The organism is Bradyrhizobium tunisiense, assembly GCF_042263385.1.
In the GTDB taxonomy this organism is placed as follows: Bacteria; Pseudomonadota; Alphaproteobacteria; order Rhizobiales; family Xanthobacteraceae; genus Bradyrhizobium; species Bradyrhizobium tunisiense.
This window is the reverse complement of record NZ_JBHLEV010000002.1, coordinates 495544-518248: the sequence shown is the minus strand read 5'-3', so window position 1 is coordinate 518248 and position 22705 is coordinate 495544. Positions and strand designations below refer to the sequence as shown.

Genomic DNA, 22705 nt, shown 5'->3' with positions numbered 1-22705 from the left:
GTTGGCCTCTCCGTGGTCGTGCCCCTCATGCGCGCCGGAGCCGGCACAGCCAAGCATCAAGCTCGCCAGGCATGCAAGAACCGCCAGGCCAAGCCGCGGGAGCCGCCCTCTCGGGCAGCACTGTATCGTCAACATGGAAAATCCCTTCAGACATGCGAAACGGCAGCGGCGCGAAGGCCGCCCGAATTACGCGATGCTGAGGGTACTTGGTGGTCGGATCAGACCTTCGGGGCTGACGCCATCGATGGCCCGCACGGCCAGCAGTTCGACAGGACCAAGCAAGGCGAACAGGCTTGCCAGAACGGTGCATTCGGGTGACGCAATGGAGCTGCCAAACATGCTCCAGGACAGGTTTGGACCACCATCATCATCGTGGTCCGGCGCGTCGTGAACATGGCCTTCGGCATTGTCGCCGTCATGTGAGTGAACGTGACCTGCGAGCTGATCATGAAAATGCACAGAACCGCTCAAGGCGACGGCCGGCTCCGGCATGGCACCCAGGGCAGCCTCCGCCTGAGACACCGAAATCAGCGCGCCTTGAAGCACAAAGGCCGATATCGCCAGGAACATGCTTGTTCTGGCGATCTGGCGAAGGCGTTGAAGGGGGCCGTGCAGCACAGCGAACAATTAGAAGATTTTCACTGCCGTTTCAAGGCGACGCCAGCGTTTATACTTCGGCCAGCGCGGCGGCGCTGCAAGCACCACGCAGGACCTGCCCCATCGGCCAAAACGCTGGCACCATGTCACCCACGAAGAATGCCCGGCCGCGCCGGGCCGTGAGAGCGCTTCAGGTCGCCCCTTCATCGGGAATGTTGAGAACGGTGCCGCAGGCCTTGCAATGCACGGCGTCGGAATCGTGCCGCTGGAGCCCGCAGACCGGGCAAGAAAATCGCACCTTGTGCGGACTGAGGAGCGCGCGGGCGAGATTGAAGAACAGCGTGACGCCGAAAATCATGATCACGACGGTGATCAAACGACCGACCGTACCCGACAGGGTAATGTCGCCAAAGCCGGTCGTCGTGAGCGCCGTGACGGTGAAATACAGGGCATCGGCATAGTTCCGGATCTCGTCGTTCCGAAACTTCTGGGTCTCGTAGACGATCCCGGTCATGACGAAGATGAAAACGGCTAGGTTCGTGACGGCGAAGATGACGTCTTCGTTGCGACGAAAGAACGGTGAATCGAGGCGCAACCTCACCAGCATCTGGTAGTCGCGGAGCAGCCCCAACGTTCGCAGGATCCGGAGAAAGCCGCCGGCTTCGCCGGCTAGCGGTGCCAGGAAGGACACGATCGCAACCATGTCGGCCCAGGTAGCGAGTTGCGTGAATTTTCGAACCGGATGCCGATCGACGAGGAGCCGTGCCGAGAAGTCGGCAAGCAACGTCACGCCGAACAGGACATCGAGCGTCTCGATGATCTCGCTGGGAGGCAGGAACGAGGTTGCGATGATGAACAGCACCGTCACGATGTCGAAGGCGAGCAGCGCGTAGCGGAAACGCACGCCACTCGGTGTTGCGCCTTCGTAGAGGCGGCGAACGTTGCTTCTGAGAGACGTGAGGGTCACTGAATCATGATCGTGGTTTGCCTGGAAGATTGCAACTCGGATCGCACGCCGCAAGATCGGAGCTGGTCCTGCCACCCTCTGGCTGAAACAGGAACGCAGAGCCGACGCGGCGTTCAACTCGCTCTTGTGGGCTGAATGCCCAAACCGGAGGAATGCCGGAAGCTCGCCGAGCAATCTCGCGCGCGCCAACGATCGAAGGCGAGCCAGTTGGAGCTCCCCGAAGAGTGCCTGTCGGCGGCGCGCGCCGACACTGTCGCCAGACGCGGAGCCGAACCGCGAGCGAAGCCCGGCAGCGACATTTGCAGGACGGGCGTCCTGACATGCGGCCACAGAGCCGGGAGGGACCTACCCAGACCTGTCCGGCCAAGGCCTCTTGACCTTCGCCCATTGGTCAGCATACTGGTCTGACCAAGATCAGACCAATGAGATCGGGATGGAACTCAAGCGGGCCAGCGAGGGCGAAAAAGGGTTCGAGAAGGTGTTCGCCTTTTTGCGCGAACGCCTTCTGGCAGGCTCGCTCAGGCCCGGTGACCGCCTGATCTCCGAGCGCGAGCTGGCAACCCTGCTTGGGGTCAGCCGGCCGATCGTCCGCGAGGCGCTGCGGGCCCTTACCGTGCTGGGCATCGTCGAGATTCGCGACCGCATCGGCACCGTGGTAACGCGACCGGATGTCTCGGTGCTGAACGATTTCTTCACCTTCGCGCTCGCCCAGCAGGCGGACATGCTTGACGACGTCATGCAGGCGCGCGTCGCGATCGAATGCCAGGCGATCCGGCTTGCATGCGAACGCGCCAACATCGCCGATTTCGAGCGGCTACAGCGCGCACTCGCCAAGATCGGAGAGACGATCGACGAAGCGGATGCGGGCGGCATGGCCGATTTCGACTTCCATCGCGCCATCGTGGTCGCCTCGCATTCGGAAACGCTGACGGTGCTGCATAGCTCGCTGGCGGGCTTGTTGACGCATTCGCACCGCAGCCGCCGCGAGCTGGTGCAGGCCTTTCCGTCGATGAAGACTTATCTCATCGACGATCACCGCCGCATCTTCGATGCGCTCATTGCGCGCGATCCCGAGCGCGCCGATGCGACGCTGCGCAAGCATTTCGCCATTGGCGACGAATACCGCAGGCGCGCCGTCGTCGGCGACATCGACAAGACCAGCGCCTCGGGCTGATCGCAGACTGCCAATCGATCAAGAAGCCTATCAAACAAGAAACGGACTGATGACATGGGACGGAACGACAAGGGCAATGTCGGCTTCATCGGCATCGGCACGATGGGCCGGGAGATGGTGCGCAATCTCCTGGTGGCTGGCCACGCGGTCCGCGTCTTCGATCTGAACGAAGCCGCGCTGGCCGACAGCATCGAGGAAGGCGCGAGACGTGCCGAGAATCCCGCCGATGCCGCGCGAGGCGCCGATATCGTCATTACGATGCTGCCCGACACCCCCCATGTCGAGGCGACCGTTTACGGCGAACACGGCCTGCTGAAGTCTCCACCGCCCGGCAAGCTCATCGTCGACATGAGCACGATCTCGCCGGTCGCGGTCCGCCGCATCCATGCCGATCTGCAAAAGGCTGGCGTCGACTTCATCGACGCCCCGGTCTCGGGCGGCCCCGTGGGCGCCAAGAACGCTGCGCTCTCGATCATGGCCGGCGGCGATGCCGAAGCCTTTGCCAAAGCCGAGCCGTTCTTCCGCGCGATGGGCACGACCATCACGCATGTCGGCGCATCCGGCGCCGGCCAGACCGTCAAGCTGTGCAATCAGCTGATCTGCGGAATCAACATCCAGGCGATCTGCGAGGCGCTGGCGCTCGGCCGCGCGTCGGGCCTCGATCTCAATCTACTGCGCCGGGTGCTGCTTGGTGGCTCCGCGGCGTCCTGGATGCTCGACAAGCTCGGCCCGGCGATGATCGCGGGCGACGTCTCTGCCGGCTTCCGCATCGATCTGCAGCTCAAGGACCTTCGCCTCGTGCAGGAGCACGCGCAGGCGCTGAACGTGCCGCTGCCCGGCACCGCGCTCGTCACCAGCCAATACATCGACGCGCGTGCCCACGGCGAAGGCAGCAACGGCAATCAGGCGCTATTCCGCGTCTATGACCGCATGACCAACCAGACAACCGGCTGAACTTGATACGATGAGCCTTCAACTCGACTTTCCCGCAGTGCTGGAGCGTTGGCCGAGTTTTCTCGCCGGCGCTGTCCTCACGCTGGAGCTTGCGGCCTTCGCGACGGTGCTTGGCTCGCTCCTCGGCACGCTCGCGGCGGTCGGGCGCGGCACGCATAACGCGTTGATCGCGGGCGCCTGCAAAGTCTATGTCGAGACGATCCGCAACACGCCGCTCCTGGTGCAGATCTTCCTGGTCTATTTCGGCTTGGCCAGTCTCGGCCTGAAGTACTCCGCCTTCACCGTGGCCGTGGCCGCGCTGACCATCAATGTCGGCGCCTATACCGCCGAGATCATGCGCGCCGGCTTCGAGGCGATCCCGCGCGGGCAGATCGAAGCCGCCGAGGGGCTGGCGCTGTCGCGCCTGCAGATCTACTGGCACATCATCCTGCTGCCGGCGATCGAGAAGGTCTATCCCGCGCTGACGAGCCAGTTCGTGCTCTTGATGCTGGCCTCCTCGGTCTGTTCGCAGATCTCGGCCGAGGAGCTCACCGCCGTCGCGAACTACATCCAGTCGGACACTTATCGCGCGTTCGAAACCTACATCATCGTCGCCGTGCTCTACGTCATCCTGTCACTGGTGATGCGTGCCGGCTTCTGGGGCCTCGGCCTCGTGCTGTTTCCGCGCCGGCGGCGGCTCGGCACACCATTGTGAGATGACCATGGGCGGACATCTCAACATCAACCATTTGATGTTCCTCGGCCAAGGCGCGCTGTGGACGATCGGCCTGTCCATGATAGCGCTGATTGGCGGCGGTATCGTCGGCTTCGTGATCGCGCTCGCGCGGATCTCGCCGCTCAAATCGGTACGGATCGCGAGCGCCGTCTACGTTCAGCTCATCCAGGGCACGCCGCTGCTCGTCATTCTCTTCCTCGGCTATTTTGGTCTTGCCGCCATCGGCCTGCAGGTCTCGCCGCTTGCGGCTGCCGGCGCCTCGCTGACGCTCTATGTCGCCGCCTATTTGGGCGAGATCTGGCGCGGCTGCATCCAGTCGGTGCCGAAGCCGCAATGGGAGGCGGCCGAGGGCCTGGCGCTGAGCCGGACCCAGCGCATGATCAAGGTGATCCTGCCGCAGGCGATCCGCATCGCGACGCCGCCGACCGTCGGCTTCATGGTGCAGATCATCAAGAACACCTCGCTCGCCTCCGTCGTCGGCTTCGTCGAGCTGATGCGCTCCGGGCAGATCGTCAACAACTCGCTGTTCGAGCCGTTCGCCATCTACGCCATCATCGCCGTCACCTACTTCGCCATGTGCTATCCACTGTCGCTGTTCAGCCAGAGGCTGGAGCGGCGGATGGGGCGTGGCAGGTCCAACCTCGCGCCAGCCTGACATGCAGCAGACCCCCTCCCCATCCGAACCGATCGTTTCGCTTCGCGACGTGCAGAAGAGCTTTGGCTCGCTCCGCGTGCTCGACGGCGTCTCCTTTGCCGTGGCACGCGGCGAGGTGCTGGCGCTGATCGGCCGCTCCGGCTCCGGCAAGAGCACGGCGCTGCGCTGCATCGACCGTTTCGAGAAGGTCGACGGCGGCGAGATCGTCGTCTGCGGGCATCGCGTCGACCGCCCCGACGTGAACCTGCGCGCGCTGCGCCAGGACGTCGGCATCGTGTTTCAGAGCTACAATCTGTTTCCGCACCTCACCATCGAACAGAACATCACGCTCGCCCCCTGCGCCGTAAAGGGCATGTCCGGCTCGCAGGCCAAAGACCTCGGCAGAAAAGTGCTCGCCCAGGTCGGGCTCGAGGAGAAGCTGCACGCCTATCCAGAACAGCTCTCGGGCGGCCAGCAGCAGCGCGCCGCGATTGCCCGCTCACTCGCCATGCAGCCCAAGGTCATGCTGTTCGACGAGGTCACTTCCGCGCTCGATCCCGAGCTCACCGGCGAAGTGCTGAAGGTGATCGAGCAGCTCGCGGCTGACGGCATGACCATGGTGATGGTCACCCACGAGATGGGATTTGCCAAAGGCATCGCCGACCGGATCGTCTTCATGCATCGCGGCAAGGTCCACGAGACCGGACCCGCCTCGATCCTGACCTCGCCGGCGACGCCTGAACTCACGCAATTCGTGGGCACTGGAAACTTAAAATCATAACAGGAGAGGAGACCAGGAATGACCAACAAGACCTTGCTGGGAACGGTTGCCGCTTTGTGCGGCCTCATCGCGATGACGGCCACGCCCGCTTCCGCCGATCTGCTCGACGACATCATGAAAGCGAAGAAGATCCGTATCTCGACGGATCTCGCCATCCCGCCTTCGGGCATGATGGACAGCACGATGACGCCGACCGGCTCCGACGTCGAAGTGGCCCAGTTGCTCGCCAAGGACTGGGGGCTCCAGCTCGAGTTCATCCAGACCACCGGGGCGACCCGCATCCCGAACGTCCTGACCGGCAAGGCCGACATCATCATCTCGACCCTGTCGGTGACTGCCGAGCGCGCCAAGGTGATCGACTTCACCAAGCGCTATGCGACGCTGCAATCCGACGTCGGCTGCCTGAAATCATCGACGATCAAGGACTGGCCGGACCTCAAGGACAAGCCGATCGGCGTCTCGCGCGGCACCACGCAGGACACCACTCTCTCCAACATGAAGGACAAGGACCTCAAGATCGCCCGCTACGACGACGACGCCACCATGGTGACGGCGGCGGTCTCAGGCCAGGTCGACTGCGTCGGCTCGTCCGCGACGATCATCAACCAGATCGGTGTGAAGAACCCCTCGCGCGTGTTTGAATCCCGGATTCCGCTGGCGACCTTCGATCTCGCCATCGGCCTGAAGAAGGGCGAGCAGCCCTTGATGGACAAGCTCAACGCCTGGATCACCGAGAACGTCAAGAACGGCAAGCTCAACGCGATCTACAGGAAGTTCCATGGGGTGGATCTGCCGCCCGACATGCGCAGCTGAACCAAACGAAAGAAAACGTGACAGCCACACGCGGCTGTCACGTTCATGCAAGATCAAGAAGGACATTACATGCGTCTCGTCATCGGATCCGACCACGCCGGCTGGCCACTCAAGCACACCGTCATCGACCACATCCGCAAGCTCGGCCACGAAATCATCGACGTCGGCTCCCATGACGACAAGCCGGTGGATTTCCCCGATATCGCGCGGGCCGTTGCGGCGAAGGTGACATCGGGCGAAGCCACGCGCGGCATCATGGTCTGCGGCACCGGCGTCGGCGCCTCGATCGCCGCCAACAAGATGAAGGGCATCCGCGCCGCAGTCTGCCACGACGTTCACTCCGCCCATCAGAGCGTCGAGCATGACGACGTCAACGTCATGTGCATCGGCGCGCAGATTGTTGGCGCCTGGCTCGCGGTGGACCTCGTGTCTTCCTACCTGTCCGCCGAATTCTCCACCGACGAGGATTTCCGCCGCCGCGTCGAGAAACTGCGCGTCATGGACGAGCAAGGCTGACGGTCTCTCCATGATCCTGGTGTTCGGATCGCTCAACGTCGATCTGGTCGCAGAGGTGCCGATCATTCCAGGCCCGGGCCGGACGGTGCTGGCACCATCCTACCGGACCCACTTCGGCGGCAAGGGCGCCAATCAGGCCGTCGCCGCCGCGCGGATCGCCGGACCTGGACGCGTGCGCATGGCGGGCCGCGTCGGCCGCGACGGATTTGGCGACAGCGCGATCGAAAACCTTCGAGCCAATGGCGTCGATGCCGACCTGGTCATCAGGGCCGATGAGCCGACCGGCTGTGCGTTCATCACGGTCGATCAGGCCGGCGAGAATGCGATCACTGTGGCAAGCGGCGCCAACATGACGGCGAGCGCCAGTGATCTTGCCGCCGAGCTGTACAGCTCCGACACCGTGCTGATGCTTCAGATGGAAGTGCCGTTCGCGGAAGCGAAGGAAGCCGCGCGCAGAACCTCGGCGGCCTCCGGCACCGTCATCTGGAATCTCGCGCCCGTTCCGGACAAGATGACCCGCGAAATGGTGACGGAGCTTCTCGCCGTCACCGACTATCTCCTGGTCAACGAGCATGAAGCGCTCGACGCCGCCGCCGCCGTCGGCCTTGCTTGCGACGACCACGAAATGGCAGCAGCCGGGCTCGCCAGAGCCGGCAACCTCACCTGCATCGTCACTGCCGGCGCGCAAGGCGCGCTCGCCATGACGGCCGAGGGAACCTGCCTGCGCGCGGCCGCCCCGCGCATCACGCCGGTGGATACGACCGGCGCCGGCGACACCTTCGTCGGCGCATTCGCGGCCATACTCAGCGAAGGCTTGTCGCTACAGCACGCGCTGGAGGTGAGCTGCGAAGCCGCGGCGTTGAAATGCCTCAAGGCCGGCGCCCAGACCGGCATGCCGATGCGCAGCGCGATAGGTTCCATCGCCTAGGACGGATCGCCCGCATCGCCGGCCACGGCTAAACTCTCCCGATTCGTGGAGCGCTGCCCTTGGCCTTCCTCTTCGTCCTCACCGTCGGCCTCGTCGCCGGCACCATTTCCGGCATCGTCGGCACGGGCTCGTCGATCATGCTGATGCCGGTGCTGGTCTATGCCTATGGGCCGAAGGAGGCCGTGCCGATCATGGCCGTGGCCTCCGTCATGGCGAATTTCTCGCGGATCCTGGCCTGGTGGCGCGAGGTCGACTGGCGGGCCTGCGCGGCCTATTCCGTGACAGGCATTCCAGCCGCAGCGCTCGGCGCGCGCACGCTGCTGGCGCTGCCTTCGCATGCGGTCGATATTGCCATCGGCCTCTTCCTGATCGCGATGGTACCGGTGCGGCACTTCCTGGCGCGGCACGACCTCAAGGCCAATCTCTGGCACCTCGCGATCGGCGGCGCCGTCATCGGCTATCTCACCGGCATCGTGGTCTCGACCGGCCCGCTCAGCGTGCCGCTGTTCCTGTTCTACGGCCTCAGCAAGGGCGCCTTCCTCGCCACCGAAGCCGCCTCGTCGCTGGGGCTCTACCTCAGCAAGTCGGTGACGTTCGAGCGCTTCGGGGCGCTGACCGCCGACGTTGCTCTGAAAGGATTGGTGGCCGGCTCGTCGCTGATGATCGGTGCCTTCGTCGCAAAACGCTTCGTGCTGCACCTGAAGCCGGAGATGTTTCGCCTGCTGATGGACGGCATCATGCTGGCGGCGGGCATGTCGATGCTGTTGAACGCATTCTGACCTCTGAGAGACATACCGCCGAGCAAAGGACCCAATGGATGCGCACCGTCTCCCTGATCGCCGCCGCCGGCATCGTCCTCTTCGCAATACAGCCGGTGTCCGCCGCGCAGACGTTCGACGGCTTATGGGCCTCGACGAAAAAGGACTGCCGCGACAGCGAGGCCCCGGACAGCAAAACGATGATCGACCTCGACAACGTCATCAAGGGCAAGCCGGCCCCGCTGGTCGATCGGTACGAGAACCATTGCCGCATCGACCGCAAGACGCCGGCCGGCGACGGCCTCGTGCTGTCCGCCACCTGCTTCGAGTTCTGGGATGATTACACCAAGGGCGTGAACGGCAGTAAGGTCACGATCAAGCTGGCGCCGGGCGCCAACGGCACGATCAAGATCGACGGGAAGCCCTATCTGCTGTGCAAGCGCAAGGACGAGCTGCCGAAAGCCCGCTAGCGCGGAACGCGTCGCACTCCCATCTCCGATCGTGCTAAGCACCCACAGCAGAGCAACGACTCAACACATCCATGGCCAAGAACACGCTTTCCTTTGTCTGCCAGAACTGCGGCGCGGCCTATAACCGCTGGCAGGGCAAGTGCGAGTCCTGCGGCGAGTGGAATACGCTCGCCGAGGAGGACACCAGCGGCAGCGTGCCGGTGTCGATCCGCTCCAAACGCAAGGGGCGGACGTTCGCGCTGGAGAGTCTTTCCGGCAAGAGCCCGGATGCGCCGCGCCTGTCCTCGGGGATGAGCGAGCTCGACCGCGTCACCGGCGGCGGCTTCGTCCGCGGCTCGGTGCTGCTGCTCGGCGGCGATCCCGGTATCGGCAAATCGACGCTGCTGACGCAGGCGACCAGCCTGCTGGCACGCGCCGGCCACCGCGTCGTCTACATCTCCGGCGAAGAGGCGGTCGCGCAGGTGCGCCTGCGCGCCGAACGGCTCGGCCTGTCGGACGCACCGGTACAGCTCGCCGCCGAGACCTCGGTCGAGGACATCGTCTCGACGCTGTCGGAGGGCGCGGTGCCCCGGCTGATCGTGATCGATTCGATCCAGACCATGTGGACCGACACCGTGGAATCGGCGCCAGGCACGGTGACGCAGGTGCGCGCCTCGGCGCAGGCGCTGATCCGTTTCGCCAAGAAGACCGGCGCGGCCATCATCCTGGTCGGCCATGTCACCAAGGACGGCCAGATCGCCGGTCCCCGCGTGGTCGAGCACATGGTCGACGCGGTGATGTCGTTCGAGGGCGAAGGCTCGCAGCAGTTCCGCATCCTGCGCGCCGTGAAGAACCGTTTCGGGCCGACCGACGAGATCGGCGTGTTCGAGATGACGGGCCTGGGCCTGCGCGAGGTCACCAACCCCTCGGAGCTGTTCCTGTCCGAGCGCGATCTCGGCACGCCCGGCACCGCAGTCTTCGCGGGTATCGAGGGCACGCGGCCCGTCCTGGTCGAATTGCAGGCGCTGGTGGCCCCGACCTCGCTGGGTACGCCCAGGCGCGCGGTGGTCGGCTGGGATCCGAGCCGGCTGTCGATGGTGCTGGCGGTGCTGGAGGCCCATTGCGGGGTCAAGCTCTCCGGCCACGACGTTTATCTGAACGTCGCCGGCGGCCTGCGCATCCACGAGCCGGCGGCAGATCTGGCCGCTGCGGCGGCATTGGTCTCATCCCTGGTTAACGCGCAATTGCCGAGCGATGCGGTCTATTTCGGCGAGATCTCGCTGTCCGGCGTGGTGCGCCCGGTGGCACAGACCCCGGCACGGCTGAAGGAGGCGGCAAAACTCGGCTTTCAGCGTGCCGTGTTGCCCGAATCGGCCCGCGGTGAGAGCGGCGGCGATGCCGGATTGACGCTGAATGCGGTCAACAGCCTGACGACATTGGTGGCCGAGATCGCGGCCCGCGGCTCCCGCCGGGGCGAATCGAACGCGCAGGCCGAGAAAAATGCCACACCGGCAAGATTCCGCCGTGGAGAGGGTTAGCCGGAGGTGACGCCGGAGGCGTCCGCCGCTATACACCCGTCACAAAAGCAGCATGGGATTGCGTGGTTGCGGCCTTGCCGGGAACGCCGTCTGCCCCTCTTTTAAGGCAGCGGCCAAATACCGATTCGGCTAAGCACCTTGGAAGTACGAGCGGACCAGACCAGCCGATGCCAGTTACCATCCTCGACCTGATCCTGCTCGGTGTGATGCTGATTTCGGGCCTGCTTGCCTTGGTCCGCGGCTTCATGCGCGAAATCCTGTCGATCGCGGCCTGGGGCGCCGCGGCGATCGTGACGCTGTACTCGTTCTCCAAGCTGCTGCCGACGGCAAAGACCTACTTCAACAACGACACCGTCGCGACCGTGGTCGTGATCGCCGGCGTGTTCATCGGCACCCTCGTCGTGGTCTCCGTAATCACGGTCCGGATCTCCGACATGATCCTGGATTCGCGCATCGGCGCGCTGGACCGCACCCTTGGCTTCCTGTTTGGCCTTGCTCGCGGCCTTTTGATCGTGGTCGTCGCCTACCAGTTCTTCATCTGGCTGGTTCCCGACAAGCAGCAGCCGGATTGGGTCCGCGGCGCAAAGTCCCGAACCGTGCTCGATTCGACCGGAGATTGGCTGAAGTCGCTCTTGCCGGATGACCCCGAGAACACCATCTTGAAGAGATTCAAGAAAAACAAACCAGATGATGATCAAGCTGATTCCGAACAGCAGCCTTCGGGCAGTGGCGACGGATACAGTAAACCTGCTCGTGACAGTTTGAAGAAACTGATCGAGAAACCTGCGGCGCGTTGATTGCCCCTAAAGAGAGGCGTGGACGAGATGCGACACCCTGACCAGGACGCCCGACTTGATCTCGATCCGAACGCCGGTCCAGGCCCGGCCGCGCTAGAGGTTCAGGACGATCTGGAGGGGGATACGCTGCGCGAGGAATGCGGCGTCTTCGGCATCTACGGTCATCCCGACGCCGCCGCCATCACCGCGCTCGGCCTGCACGCCCTTCAACACCGCGGCCAGGAAGCCGCCGGCATCGTCTCCTACGACGGCAGCCGTTTCCATTCAGAGCGCCGGCTCGGCCTCGTCGGCGACACCTTCTCCCGCCGCGAGGTGATCGACCGCCTGCCCGGCAACATGGCCGTCGGCCATGTCCGCTACTCCACCACCGGCGCCACCATCCTGCGCAACGTGCAGCCGCTGTTTGCCGAGCTCAATGCCGGCGGTCTCGCCGTCGCACATAACGGCAACCTCACCAACGGCCTGACGCTACGCCGCGAACTCGTGAAGAACGGCGCGATGATGCAGTCGACCACCGACACCGAGGTGATCCTGCACCTGGTGGCGCGCTCCAGGCGCAGCCGCTTCATCGAACGCTATGTCGATGCGCTGCGCGAGATCGAGGGCGCCTATGCGCTGGTGTCGCTGACCAACAAGAAGCTGGTCGGCGCGCGCGATCCGCGCGGCATCCGTCCGCTGGTGCTCGGCGACCTCGACGGCTGCCCGATCCTGACGTCGGAGACCTGCGCGCTCGACATCATCGGCGCGCGCTTCATCCGCGACATCGAGCCGGGTGAAGTCATCGTGTTCGACGAGAACGGCCAGGACATCCACAAACCGTTCCCCCCGATGGCGCCGCGCCCCTGCATCTTCGAATACATCTACTTCTCCCGTCCGGATTCCATCGTCCACGGCCGCTCGGTGTATGAAGTGCGCAAGGCCTTCGGCGCCCAGCTCGCGCGCGAGAGCCATGTGCCGATCGACGTCGTGGTGCCGGTGCCGGATTCCGGCGTGCCCGCCGCGGTCGGCTACAGCCAGCATTCCGGCGTGCCGTTCGAGCTCGGCATCATCCGCAACCACTATGTCGGCCGCACCTTCATCCAGCCGACGCAGGCGATCCGCGAATCCGGCGTGCGCATGAAGCATTCGGCCAACCGCGCCGCGATCGAGGGCAAGCGCATCATCCTGATCGACGACTCGCTGGTGCGCGGCACCACCTCGAAGAAGATCGTGCGCATGATGCGCGATGCCGGCGCCAAGGAAGTGCATTTCCGCCTCGCCTCGCCGCCGATCCTCTATCCCGATTATTACGGCATCGACCTGCCCGATCGTGGTGGTCTTCTGGCGGCGACGCATTCGCTGGAAGAGATGCGCGAGATCATCGGCGCCGACTCGCTCGCCTTCCTGTCGATCGACGGCATGTACCGCGCGATGGGCGAGCCCGGCCGCGACCCCGCCAATCCGAAATTCTCGGATCATTGTTTTACCGGCGCGTATCCGACTCACCTCACCGACCAGACCCAGACCGAGCAGCAACCGCGGCAATTGTCGCTGCTGGCGGAAGCGAGCTGACGCAGAAGCATGCGATGACCCAGTCGGCAATTGCGATTATCGGCGGGCTATTGCTGATTGGGTTTATCTTCTTTGCCTTTCGACAAGGCACGAAGGTCACTCCGGACAACCGCGAAGATCGTGGACCTTCAGTGGGGACAGGCAACGACTACTAGGACGGGCTTGCTTTTCGTACGATCGGGCTTGTCCCGGCCATCCACGCCTGTAAAACCCCGCCATGACAAAACCTCTCACCTCCCGCATCGCTCTCGTCACCGGCGCCTCGCGCGGCATCGGCTTTGCCACGGCGCGTGCGCTGGCGAAGGCCGGCGCGCATATCGTGGCAGTGGCGCGCACGCAGGGCGGGCTCGAGGAACTCGACGACGAGATCCGGAAAGACGGCGGCAGCGCCACCCTGGTGCCGCTCAACCTCACTGATTCCGACGGTATCGCGCGTCTCGGCGCCGGCCTGCACGAGCGCTACGGCAAGCTCGACATCCTCGTCGGCAATGCCGGCGTGCTCGGCCCGTCCTCGCCAATCGGCCATATCGAGCTCAAGACCTTCAACGACGTGATGGCCGTCAACGTCTCCGCGAACTTCCAGCTGATCCGCTGCATGGAGCCGTTGCTCAAGCAATCCGACGCCGGCCGCGCTGTGTTCGTCACCTCGGGCGCCGCCAACAAGGCGACCGCCTATGTCAGCCCCTACGCCGCGTCCAAGGCCGCGGTGGAGACGCTGGCGCGCGTCTGGGCGCAGGAGACCGCGAACACGAAGCTGCGCGTGAACCTGTTCAACCCCGGCCCGGTCCGCACCCGTATGCGCGCCACGCTGATGCCGGGCGAAGACCCAGCGACGCTCGATCTGCCCGAGCAGGTCGCCGAATTCATCGTGCCGATGTGCGCGCCCGACTGGACCGAGACCGGCAAGTTCTACGACTACAAGACCCGCAGCCTCATGAGCTTCCGTTCGCCGGCCTGATTGACTTGACCGCCTCCCCGCGATTGACTGCTGCTGCTCAAGCGGCAGCAGGCCGTAAAACCAAAAAAGGGAGGTTGCCATGGCTCCATGGCATGGCGGCGCGGATCTTGCGCGCGCACTCGCAAATGTCTCTCGCACCGTCTCCCTTCTGATCGCGGCCGTCGCGCTTGTGCTTCCTGGAACGGCGACTGCGGGTGATGTGCCGACATTCGCGGTCGATGCGGCCTGGCCAAAGCCGCTGCCCAACAACTGGATCCTCGGCCAGGTCGGCGGCATCACCGTCGACGCGCAGGGCCACATCTGGGTGATCCATCGCCCGCGCTCGCTCACCGACGACGAGAAAGGCGCAAGCCTCACCCCGCCGCGCTCCAAATGCTGCGTGTCCGCGCCGCCTGTGCTCGAATTCGACAGCGACGGCAATCTGCTGCGGTCCTGGGGCGGTCCGGGCCAGGGCTACGAGTGGGTCGGGCGCGAGCACGGCATCGAGGTCGACGAACGCGGCTTCGTCTGGATCGGCGGCAATGCCGACAACGACAATGCGATCCTGAAATTCACGCTCGACGGCAAGTTCGTCGCCCAGATCGGCAAGATGGCGCCGAGCCTCGGCAGCAACGACACGACGCAGCTCGGCAAGCCCGCCGAAACCGCAATCGACAAGGAGGCGAACGAAATCTACGTCGCCGACGGCTATGGCAACCGCCGCATCATCGTATTCGATGCGACCACGCTCGCCTACAAGCGGCACTGGGGCGCCTACGGCAACAAGCCCAACGACGACAAGCAAGGTCCGTATGATCCCAAGGCGCCGGTTGCTCAGCAATTCGGCAATCCCGTCCACTGCGTGAAGCTCGCCAATGACGGGCTGGTCTATGTCTGCGACCGCATCAACAACCGTATCCAGGTCTTCAGGAAGGACGGCAGCTTCGTGAAGGAGTTCTTCTTCGAGAAGAACACGCTCGGCAACGGCGCGGTGTGGGACATCGCGATCTGGCCCGATCCGAAGCAGACCTATCTGCTCAGCGCCGACGGCGAGAACAACGAGATCCGGGTGATCAAGCGCGAGGACGGCAGCGTGGTCGGCAGCTTCGGGCACAGCGGCCGCAACGCCGGACAATTCCACTGGGTCCATGCCATGGCGATCGACGCCAAGGGTAACGTCTATACCGCCGAGGTCGATACCGGAAAGCGCATCCAGAAATTCAAGCTGACATCGGACGCGCTGAAATAGCGTCTGGACGCATTTTGACCAAAAGTTAACCGACGGATGACGCTACGACGCAGTGTCATCCGGCTTTAGGTGCATTGCCGCCGGGCGTGGGACAGGCTAGAGCCATCAGCCGGAAAGAAAAGCTTCGCAAGAGAGCCGTCCGCATATTTGACAATGGAGGAAACCTTTTATGACGACGACGTTCGCACGCCGTTCCGCGGCCCTTCTGGCCTGTGCCGCCTTCGGTTTTGCCACATCTGCTTTCGCCCAGGACAAGACCATCAAGATCGGCGTGCTCAACGACATGTCGAGCCTCTATGCCGACATCGGTGGCCCGAACTCGGTCGCGGCGGTCAAGATGGCGGTCGAGGATTCCGGCCTGAAGGCCAAGGGCTGGACCATCGAGGTCCTCTCCGGCGACCACCAGAACAAGCCCGACATCGGCGTCAACATCGCCCGGCAATGGATCGACGCCGACAAGGTCGACGCCATCGCTGACACGCCGAGCTCCGGCGTTGCGCTCGCCGTGAGCAACCTCGTCAAGGAAAAGAACGCGGTGCTGCTCAATTCGGGCGCAGCCACCGCAGACCTCACCGGCAAGGCCTGCACGCCCAACACCGTGTCCTTTACTTACGACACCTACATGCTCGCCAACGGCACCGGCAAGGCGCTGACCAAGGCGGGCGGCGACAGCTGGTTCTTCCTCACCGCTGACTACGCCTTCGGCCATGCGCTGGAGCGTGATACCGGCGCGGTCGTCACGGCCACGGGCGGCAAGGTGCTCGGCGGCGTCAAGCACCCGCTCAACACGGCGGACTTCTCCTCCTTCCTGCTCCAGGCGCAGTCCTCAAAAGCCAAGATCATCGGCCTCGCCAATGCGGGCGGCGACACCACCAACGCGATCAAGCAGGCCGCCGAGTTCGGCATCGTCCAGGGCGGTCAGAAGCTCGCCGCCCTGCTGCTGTTCATCAACGACGTGCACTCGCTCGGCCTGAAGACCGCGCAGGGCCTGACCTTCACCGAGTCCTTCTATTGGGACCTCAACGACCAGACTCGCGAATGGTCGAAGCGCTTCCAGAAGGTCTCTCCCAAGGGCTCGATGCCCTCGATGACGGTTGCAGGCCTCTATGCCGAGATCCTGCATTACCTGAAGGCGATGGACGCGCTCGGCAGCAATCCGCGTGACGGCGCCAAGGTCGTCGCCAAGATGAAGGAGCTGCCGACCGACGATCCGCTGTTCGGCAAGGGCCCGCTGCGCCAGGACGGACGCCGCCTCATCCCCGCCTATCTGTTCGAGGTGAAGAAGCCCGAGGAGTCGAAGGGGCCGTGGGACTATTACAAGCTGGTCTCCACCATCGCGCCGGAAGATGCGGCCAAGCCGCTCAAGGACAGCGACTGTCCGCTGGTGAAGAAGTGACCGCGTAGCGGTCGCGCACTATCTCCGTAAGATCATGCCCGGGGCTTGCCCCGGGCATTTGCATCTTTGCTTCGAAGAACGCTGCCGCAGGATGGGCAAAGCGAAGCGTGTCCACGGCCATTTTATGGTTGTGGAGAGATGGCGGGCACGGCGCAGGCGCCTTTGCCCACCCTACGAGACCTGCGAAACCGGCTTGATCCCGCCCAGCGATCGCACCGCGATCACCACGCAGACCACCATCAACGCCGCCGCGAGCAGGAACGGCGCGCCGGGCAGATGCAGCGGCGCGCCGGCGCCGATGAAATAGGAAAAAGTCAGTGTGAACAGGAACGGGCCTACGAGCTGCGACACGCTCTGCACGCTCGCGGTCGCGCCCTGCAACTGGCCCTGCTGATCGGGCGCAACCAGCCGCGTCATCAGCGATTGCGAGGCGGCCCCGGAGATGCCCCACAGCGACAAGACCGGAATCCCGAGCCAGGACAGCGGTCCGGTCGGCGCAGCGCCCAGGATCACGAATCCGAGCGCGCCACAGCACAGGCCGAGCAACAGCGCGTTCCGCTCGCCGAGCACGCGCACGATCGGGCCAATTGCGAGTCCCTGCACCACCATGGCGCAGATGCCGACCATCGCCAGCGTCAACCCCACGGTCTTGGAATCCCAGCCATAGCGGTAGGTTGCATAGAGCACGAAGGTCGAGGGCAGCACGACATGGGCGACCTGCGCGATGAAATTGACGACCGACAAAGCGGCCAGCAGCGCATTGGATCGCAACAGACGCAGCGCCCCGAGCGGACTGGCACTTCGCCAGCGGAACGGCGCGCGCTTGTCCGGCGCGAGCGATTCCGGCAGGACGAAGAGCCCGTAAAGCGCATTGGCGAAGCTGAGAGCTGCCGAGGCCCAGAAGGGCAGGCGCGGATCGAGGTCGCCGAGCAGGCCGCCGAGCGCCGGCCCCAGGATGAAGCCGGCACCGAAGGCCGCGCCAATCCTGCCGAAGACCGCCGCGCGCCGCTCCGGCGGCGTGACATCCGAGATGTAGGCGAATGCGGTCGAGATGCTCGCCGAGGTGATGCCCGAGATCACGCGGCCGATGAACAGCCAGACCAGAGACGGCGCCAGCGCCATCAGCACGTAGTCGGCCGCGAGGCCGAAATTCGACAGCAGCACCACCGGCCGACGGCCGAAGCGGTCCGACAGCGCGCCGAGCAGCGGCGAAAACACGAACTGCATCAGGGCCCAGGCGGTGCCGAACAGGCCGAAGATGCGGGCTGCGTGCGCCGTGTCGTTGTCGACGAAGCTCTCGATCAGCTTGGGCAGGATCGGCATGATCACGCCGAGCGCGAGCATATCCAGCAGGATGGTGACGAAGATGAAGACCACCGCGCCGCGACGGACCGGCGGCGCGCTCTGCGCCGTCGCCTCGCCGGCGCCGTCACTCACGACGGGCGCTTGCGCTTGTGCGCAAAGGGATTGGCCTTCTCGCGCAAGGTGATGCGCACCGGCGTGCCCGGCAGGTCGAAGGACTCTCGCATGGAATTGGTGAGGTAGCGCAAATAGGACTGCGGTACCGCGTCGGCGCGCGAGCAGAACAGCACGAAGCTCGGCGGGCGTGCCTTGTTCTGCGTGATATAGTTCAGCTTCAGCCTGCGGCCGGACACGGCGGGCGGCGGATTGGCCTGGACCGCCTGCTCGAACCAGCGGTTGAGCGCCGAGGTCGGCACGCGCCTGTTCCAGACCGCATAGGCGTCCTGGATCGCCTGCATCAGGCGATCGATGCCCTCGCCCATCAGGCCCGAGACCGCGACGATCGGCACGCCCTTGACCTGCGGCAGCCAGTGATCGGCATCACGACGCAGGCTCGAGATCGCGCCGCCGCCCTTGGTCTCCATCAGATCCCATTTGTTGACGGCGAGCACGATTGCCCGGCCCTCGCGCTCGATCAGATCCGCAATACGGAGATCCTGCTCCTCAAAGCGGTTCTGCGTGTCCATCATCAGGACGACGACTTCGGCAAAGCGCACCGCGCGCAGCGCATCGGCGACCGAGAGCTTTTCCAGCTTCTCCTCGATACGCGAACGGCGGCGCAGGCCCGCGGTATCGAACACGCGAAAATCGCGGCCCTTCCAGTTGATCTCGACTGCGATGGAATCGCGCGTGGTGCCGGCCTCAGGGCTCGTCAGCAGGCGCTCCTCGCCGAGCAGATGGTTGATCAGCGTCGACTTGCCGGCATTTGGCCGGCCGACGATGGCGACCCGGATCGGGCGCGTCGCGGCCTCTTCCTCGGTGAGCTGTGAGTCGTCGTCCTCCGTCTCGTCTTCGTGGACGGGCTCCGGCATCAGCTTGGCGAGTTCATCGTAGAGCTCGCCCATGCCCTCGCCGTGTTCGGCCGAGATCTGAATGGGATCGCCGAGGCCGAGCGCAAACGCTTCCATCGCGCCGGCATCGCCGTGCTTGCCCTCGCTCTTGTTGGCGACCAGCAGCACCGGCTTGTTGGCTTTGCGGGCGAAATCGGCGAAGGCGCGATCGGTGGGCGTGAGGCCGACGCGAGCGTCGATGACGAAGAACAGCGCATCCGCCTGCGCGATCGCGGTCTCGGTCTGCTCCTGCATGCGCGCGGTCAGTGAGCCCTTGGCGCCCTCGTCGAGGCCGGCGGTATCGATGATGGTGAATTCGAGATCGCCGAGCCTGGCATCCCCCTCGCGGCGGTCGCGGGTGACGCCCGGCAGGTCATCGACGAGCGCGAGCTTCTGTCCGACCAGACGGTTGAACAGCGTCGACTTGCCGACATTGGGCCGGCCGATGATGGCGATTGTGAAGGGCATCGGTCATTCGTGCGCTGCCGGGGCAGTGCCTGTCAATGTATTGGAGACAATTGTTTGAGCACGATCTTTTCGGAAAACCGCTTCACGCTTTTCCGGACCATGCTCTAGCGCGAGAAGCTGCCGCTCGGCAGCGGCGCCGGGAAACCGCCCTGCGGCTGCTGCTGAGTGGTCTGGGTCGGTTGCCCCTGCTGGACCGGCTGGTCCGGCGGCGGCGCGGTGGTGCGCTTGCGGACGATCTTGTGCTTGGGCGGCGGAGCGGCCGTGGGCGGCGCCGCCTCCGGCTGGGCCTCGCCGTCGACTTCGCCGGCAGGTGCCTCAGCCGGCGCGACTGCCGCTGCGGCCGGCTGTCTGGTGTGCTTCGCCTTGGAGCCCTTCGCCGGCCTGGCCGGCTCGGGCGGCGGCTCCGCAGGCAAAGCCGCGACCGCAGGCGCGTTCGGATCGGGCTGTTGCTGCGCGCCCTTGTAAAGGTCTCTCGGTACGCCCTGCTCGAGGCCAGGCACCCCCTCCGGGAACACCGGCTTGCGGTCGCCCGGCAGCTTTTTCTTGGTGTCGAGGAAGTCGAGCATATCGCTTGGATCGAAGCTGGAGCAGCCGCCCAAAACGCCTGTGAAGGCGATCAGGACGGCGGCTGCGATCAAGCGTGGCGTGCGGCGCATCGTGTGTCTCGTTACGTCAGAGGGCCCGTCGGTCAGCTTCTTGGTCAGCTCTTGGCGACGGGCGGCAGCAAGGCCTGGAGAGCTTCGGCGCGCGAGCGCAGGCCGGGCGGCGTTTCGCCGTCTTCGCCAATCGCGTCGAGCCATTTGCGGGCCGCGGTCATGTCGTTGTTGCGCCAGGCCGACAGCGCCAGCATCTCGCGGGCGGTGTGCCGGAAGGTCGATTTCGATTTCGGCGCGCCAGCGGCCTCCAGCCGCTGCTGCATATCGGCATAGCTGGCGCTGTCGAGCAGCAGGCCGGCGGCACGGATCTTCGCCAGATCCTGCCACTCACCGCCCACGCCGCGGTCGGCAGCAATGTCGTCATAGATCTTGGCGGCGGCCTTCGGATCGCGGCTGGCGGCCTCGGCGGCGGCGCGCAGCCGCGCCAGGGTGCGATAGCCCGACGGCGCCTTGGCGGCCAGCTCGGTGAAGGCGGCCTCCGACTCTGCGTGCTTGTCCTGCTCGGACAGCTCGGCGGCCTTCTCGAAGGCAGCGCCGGCCTCGGCGGCCTTCCGGGCCTCCAGATACTTATAACCCTGCCAGCCAGCGGCGGCGGCCACGACCAGCACCATCAAGGCGATGAAGACAATCGAATACTTGTCCCACAGCTTCTTGAACTGTTCGCGACGTACTTCCTCGTCGACTTCGTCAAATAATTCAGACACTTATGCTAATCCCATGCCCGTCCGGGTGCGCGCGCCGAAGCGTCCGCGTCAGGAATCCCGTCCCCACGTGGCGGCGAGGTACCCTAACGATATGGCGGTGGCAAGGCAAAGCGAGCCCGATCAAGGTGTTAACCACCCGGGAGGAGCCCGGGTGCGGCTGCCCGGTCAGGCTCCCAAGAGCTCCCGCAGCTGCCGCTTCAGCACCTTGCCGTTGGCATTGCGCGGCAGCGGGTCCGCCGTGATTGCCACGGTCTCGGGAACCTTGTAGTCGGACAGGCGCTCCGCACACCAGGCACGCAGCGCCTCACCGGCGACGGGCTCCCGCGTCACCACCACGGCGTGAACGCGCTCGCCCAGCACGGGGCAAGCCCTGGCGATGATCGCACTCTCGACCACCGCGGGATGGCCGGCCAGCACGGATTCGACCTCGGCCGAATAGATCTTCAGGCCGCCGCGATTGATCATGTCCTTCTGCCGGTCGAACACGCGGACGAACCCTTCCGCATCGACCGAACCGAGATCGCCCGAGTGCCAGAATCCGCCGGTGAAGCTCTCGGCGGTCGCCTTCGGATTGTTCCAATAGCCCTTGATGACGGAGGCGCTCCGGATCCAGAGCTCGCCGATCTCGCCATGGGGCAGCTCGCGCCCGTCCGGATCCATCGCCACGATGCGCGTGCCGGGACACGGCAGGCCGACGCTGTCGATGTGGCTCTCGGTCAGCTCGCCCGGCATGATCGTCGAGGGTGACGTCGTCTCGGTCGCGCCGTAGCAGTTCATCAGCTTCAGGCCGGGGATCTTCGCCTTGAGCTTTTCGATGGTCGCGACCGGCATCGGCGCGCCGCCGAAACCGCCGATGCGCCAGTTCGACAGATCGTAGCCGTCGAAGTCGGGCTGAAGCAGACAGAGATTGTACATCGCCGGTACCATCACCGTGTAGGTGACGCGCTCGCGCGCGGCGAGCTTGAGGTAATCGGCGGCCCTGAACTCGGGCATGATGATCAGCGCACCACTGCAGCGGACCATGGTCGTGATGTTGGCGACGATTCCGGTGACATGACCGAGCGGCACGGCAGCGATCGAGCGGTCCGCTTCCGTCAATTGCAGGCAGGACACGAACACCATCGAGGAATGGATGATGTTGCAATGGGCCAGCATCGCGCCCTTCGGCTTGCCTGTCGTGCCCGAGGTGTAGAGGATCATCGCGGTATCCTCCTCGCTCGTTTCGACCGGTGCCGATGCCGGATCGTTATCGCAGAGCGCAGCGAAGCGCGAGCGAGCCGGATCGTCGTCGATGGCGAGGCGGTGGACCAGGTCGGGCACGTCCTGCGCGTCGGGCAGCCGCTCTGCGAGCCCTGCTTCGTGGATCAGGATCTTCGCGCCGCAATCGGCGAGGACATAGGCGATCTCCGGCTTCTGCTGGCGCGTGCTGAGCAGCACGGTGACCAGCCCCTCATGCGCGGCGGCGAAGAGCAGCAGCGGAAATTCGATGCGGTTGCCGAGCAGGATCGCGACGCGGTCGCCGCGCCGCAATCCCAGCTTGCGAAAACCCGCCGCGATCCGCGTCGCCTGCTCGACGGCCTGCCGCCAGCTCAGCCGGACATTGCCTGCGATCAGCGCCTCGCCATCGGCGTTGCGGGCGCGGGCGTCCGCGATCATCGCCCACAGGTTTGCCGGCCGGTCGCAAAAGGCCGACACCACTCGATCGCCAAAGCGCGTCTCGCGCCGCATCGGCGGGATCTCAGATTGCGACCAGTCCATCGGAACGTCCCCGG

The 22705-nt window shown here is 64.9% G+C and carries 24 protein-coding genes; 17 read left to right on the top strand and 7 right to left on the bottom strand.

Annotated elements, in window-relative coordinates:
• Positions 1-186: 186 nt before the first annotated feature.
• Together ACFDR6_RS09775 and ACFDR6_RS09770 are read right to left on the bottom strand one after the other, a co-directional pair.
• A complete protein-coding gene (locus ACFDR6_RS09775) occupies positions 187-618 on the bottom strand; it encodes a hypothetical protein (protein WP_317243951.1) in 432 nt (143 codons plus the stop codon).
• Positions 619-787: 169 nt separating this feature from the next.
• Positions 788-1564, bottom strand: coding sequence for a potassium channel family protein (locus ACFDR6_RS09770; RefSeq protein WP_212086330.1), 777 nt, complete (start codon positions 1562-1564; stop codon positions 788-790).
• Positions 1565-1997: 433 nt separating this feature from the next.
• Between ACFDR6_RS09770 and ACFDR6_RS09765 the strand changes: the two genes are divergently transcribed.
• From ACFDR6_RS09765 to ACFDR6_RS09685, 17 genes are all read left to right on the top strand, one after another.
• The gene (locus tag ACFDR6_RS09765; protein WP_212086333.1) at positions 1998-2738 is read left to right on the top strand and encodes a FadR/GntR family transcriptional regulator; all 741 of its coding nucleotides are present in this window, start codon (positions 1998-2000) and stop codon (positions 2736-2738) included.
• 54 nt (positions 2739-2792) lie between these two features.
• Entirely contained in the window at positions 2793-3692 is a 900-nt protein-coding gene (locus ACFDR6_RS09760) for an NAD(P)-dependent oxidoreductase (RefSeq protein ID WP_212086336.1), read from the top strand.
• Between the two features lie 10 nt (positions 3693-3702).
• Complete coding sequence (locus tag ACFDR6_RS09755; protein ID WP_375858148.1) at positions 3703-4386, top strand: amino acid ABC transporter permease; 684 nt, start codon at positions 3703-3705, stop codon at positions 4384-4386.
• A 7-nt stretch (positions 4387-4393) separates the two neighbouring features.
• Positions 4394-5062, top strand: a complete 669-nt coding sequence (locus tag ACFDR6_RS09750; RefSeq protein WP_212086342.1) for an amino acid ABC transporter permease — start codon at positions 4394-4396, stop codon at positions 5060-5062.
• Position 5063: 1 nt separating this feature from the next.
• Positions 5064-5822, top strand: coding sequence for an amino acid ABC transporter ATP-binding protein (locus ACFDR6_RS09745; RefSeq protein ID WP_375858552.1), 759 nt, complete (start codon positions 5064-5066; stop codon positions 5820-5822).
• 18 nt (positions 5823-5840) lie between these two features.
• On the top strand, positions 5841-6635 hold the full coding sequence (locus ACFDR6_RS09740; RefSeq protein ID WP_212086345.1) for a transporter substrate-binding domain-containing protein: 795 nt from the start codon (positions 5841-5843) through the stop codon (positions 6633-6635).
• Positions 6636-6704: 69 nt separating this feature from the next.
• Positions 6705-7151 carry a ribose 5-phosphate isomerase B gene (gene rpiB / locus ACFDR6_RS09735; protein ID WP_375858147.1) on the top strand — a complete coding sequence of 149 codons (447 nt, stop codon included), beginning with the start codon at positions 6705-6707 and terminating at the stop codon, positions 7149-7151.
• Between the two features lie 10 nt (positions 7152-7161).
• Positions 7162-8079, top strand: coding sequence for a ribokinase (locus ACFDR6_RS09730; RefSeq protein ID WP_375858146.1), 918 nt, complete (start codon positions 7162-7164; stop codon positions 8077-8079).
• Positions 8080-8138: 59 nt separating this feature from the next.
• Complete coding sequence (locus ACFDR6_RS09725; RefSeq protein ID WP_317239799.1) at positions 8139-8858, top strand: sulfite exporter TauE/SafE family protein; 720 nt, start codon at positions 8139-8141, stop codon at positions 8856-8858.
• Between the two features lie 38 nt (positions 8859-8896).
• Positions 8897-9307: a hypothetical protein gene (locus ACFDR6_RS09720; RefSeq protein WP_212086358.1), complete on the top strand. Its 411-nt coding sequence runs from the start codon at positions 8897-8899 to the stop codon at positions 9305-9307.
• Positions 9308-9378: 71 nt separating this feature from the next.
• Complete coding sequence (gene radA / locus ACFDR6_RS09715) at positions 9379-10824, top strand: DNA repair protein RadA (RefSeq protein WP_317239800.1); 1446 nt, start codon at positions 9379-9381, stop codon at positions 10822-10824.
• Between the two features lie 167 nt (positions 10825-10991).
• Entirely contained in the window at positions 10992-11621 is a 630-nt protein-coding gene (locus tag ACFDR6_RS09710) for a CvpA family protein (RefSeq protein ID WP_063194108.1), read from the top strand.
• A 27-nt stretch (positions 11622-11648) separates the two neighbouring features.
• Positions 11649-13172: an amidophosphoribosyltransferase gene (gene purF / locus ACFDR6_RS09705; protein WP_317239801.1), complete on the top strand. Its 1524-nt coding sequence runs from the start codon at positions 11649-11651 to the stop codon at positions 13170-13172.
• A gap of 14 nt (positions 13173-13186) precedes the next feature.
• The gene (locus ACFDR6_RS09700) at positions 13187-13327 is read left to right on the top strand and encodes a hypothetical protein (RefSeq protein ID WP_375858145.1); all 141 of its coding nucleotides are present in this window, start codon (positions 13187-13189) and stop codon (positions 13325-13327) included.
• Positions 13328-13389: 62 nt separating this feature from the next.
• Positions 13390-14130, top strand: a complete 741-nt coding sequence (locus ACFDR6_RS09695; RefSeq protein WP_375858144.1) for an SDR family NAD(P)-dependent oxidoreductase — start codon at positions 13390-13392, stop codon at positions 14128-14130.
• A 79-nt stretch (positions 14131-14209) separates the two neighbouring features.
• Complete coding sequence (locus ACFDR6_RS09690) at positions 14210-15358, top strand: NHL repeat-containing protein (RefSeq protein ID WP_375858143.1); 1149 nt, start codon at positions 14210-14212, stop codon at positions 15356-15358.
• Positions 15359-15527: 169 nt separating this feature from the next.
• Entirely contained in the window at positions 15528-16754 is a 1227-nt protein-coding gene (locus ACFDR6_RS09685) for an ABC transporter substrate-binding protein (protein ID WP_212086391.1), read from the top strand.
• 171 nt (positions 16755-16925) lie between these two features.
• Here ACFDR6_RS09685 and ACFDR6_RS09680 read toward each other — a convergent pair whose 3' ends face one another.
• The 5 genes from ACFDR6_RS09680 to ACFDR6_RS09660 all read right to left on the bottom strand — a co-directional run bounded on the left by ACFDR6_RS09680 (position 16926) and on the right by ACFDR6_RS09660 (position 22691).
• Entirely contained in the window at positions 16926-18191 is a 1266-nt protein-coding gene (locus ACFDR6_RS09680) for a TCR/Tet family MFS transporter (RefSeq protein ID WP_375858142.1), read from the bottom strand.
• Complete coding sequence (gene der / locus ACFDR6_RS09675) at positions 18188-19573, bottom strand: ribosome biogenesis GTPase Der (protein ID WP_212086408.1); 1386 nt, start codon at positions 19571-19573, stop codon at positions 18188-18190. The genes ACFDR6_RS09680 and der overlap by 4 nt, the downstream gene beginning before the upstream one ends.
• A gap of 104 nt (positions 19574-19677) precedes the next feature.
• Entirely contained in the window at positions 19678-20229 is a 552-nt protein-coding gene (locus ACFDR6_RS09670) for a hypothetical protein (protein ID WP_212086410.1), read from the bottom strand.
• Between the two features lie 44 nt (positions 20230-20273).
• Positions 20274-20933, bottom strand: a complete 660-nt coding sequence (locus ACFDR6_RS09665; protein ID WP_212086412.1) for a tetratricopeptide repeat protein — start codon at positions 20931-20933, stop codon at positions 20274-20276.
• A 165-nt stretch (positions 20934-21098) separates the two neighbouring features.
• Complete coding sequence (locus ACFDR6_RS09660; RefSeq protein WP_375858141.1) at positions 21099-22691, bottom strand: class I adenylate-forming enzyme family protein; 1593 nt, start codon at positions 22689-22691, stop codon at positions 21099-21101.
• Between the last annotated feature and the right edge of the window lie 14 nt (positions 22692-22705).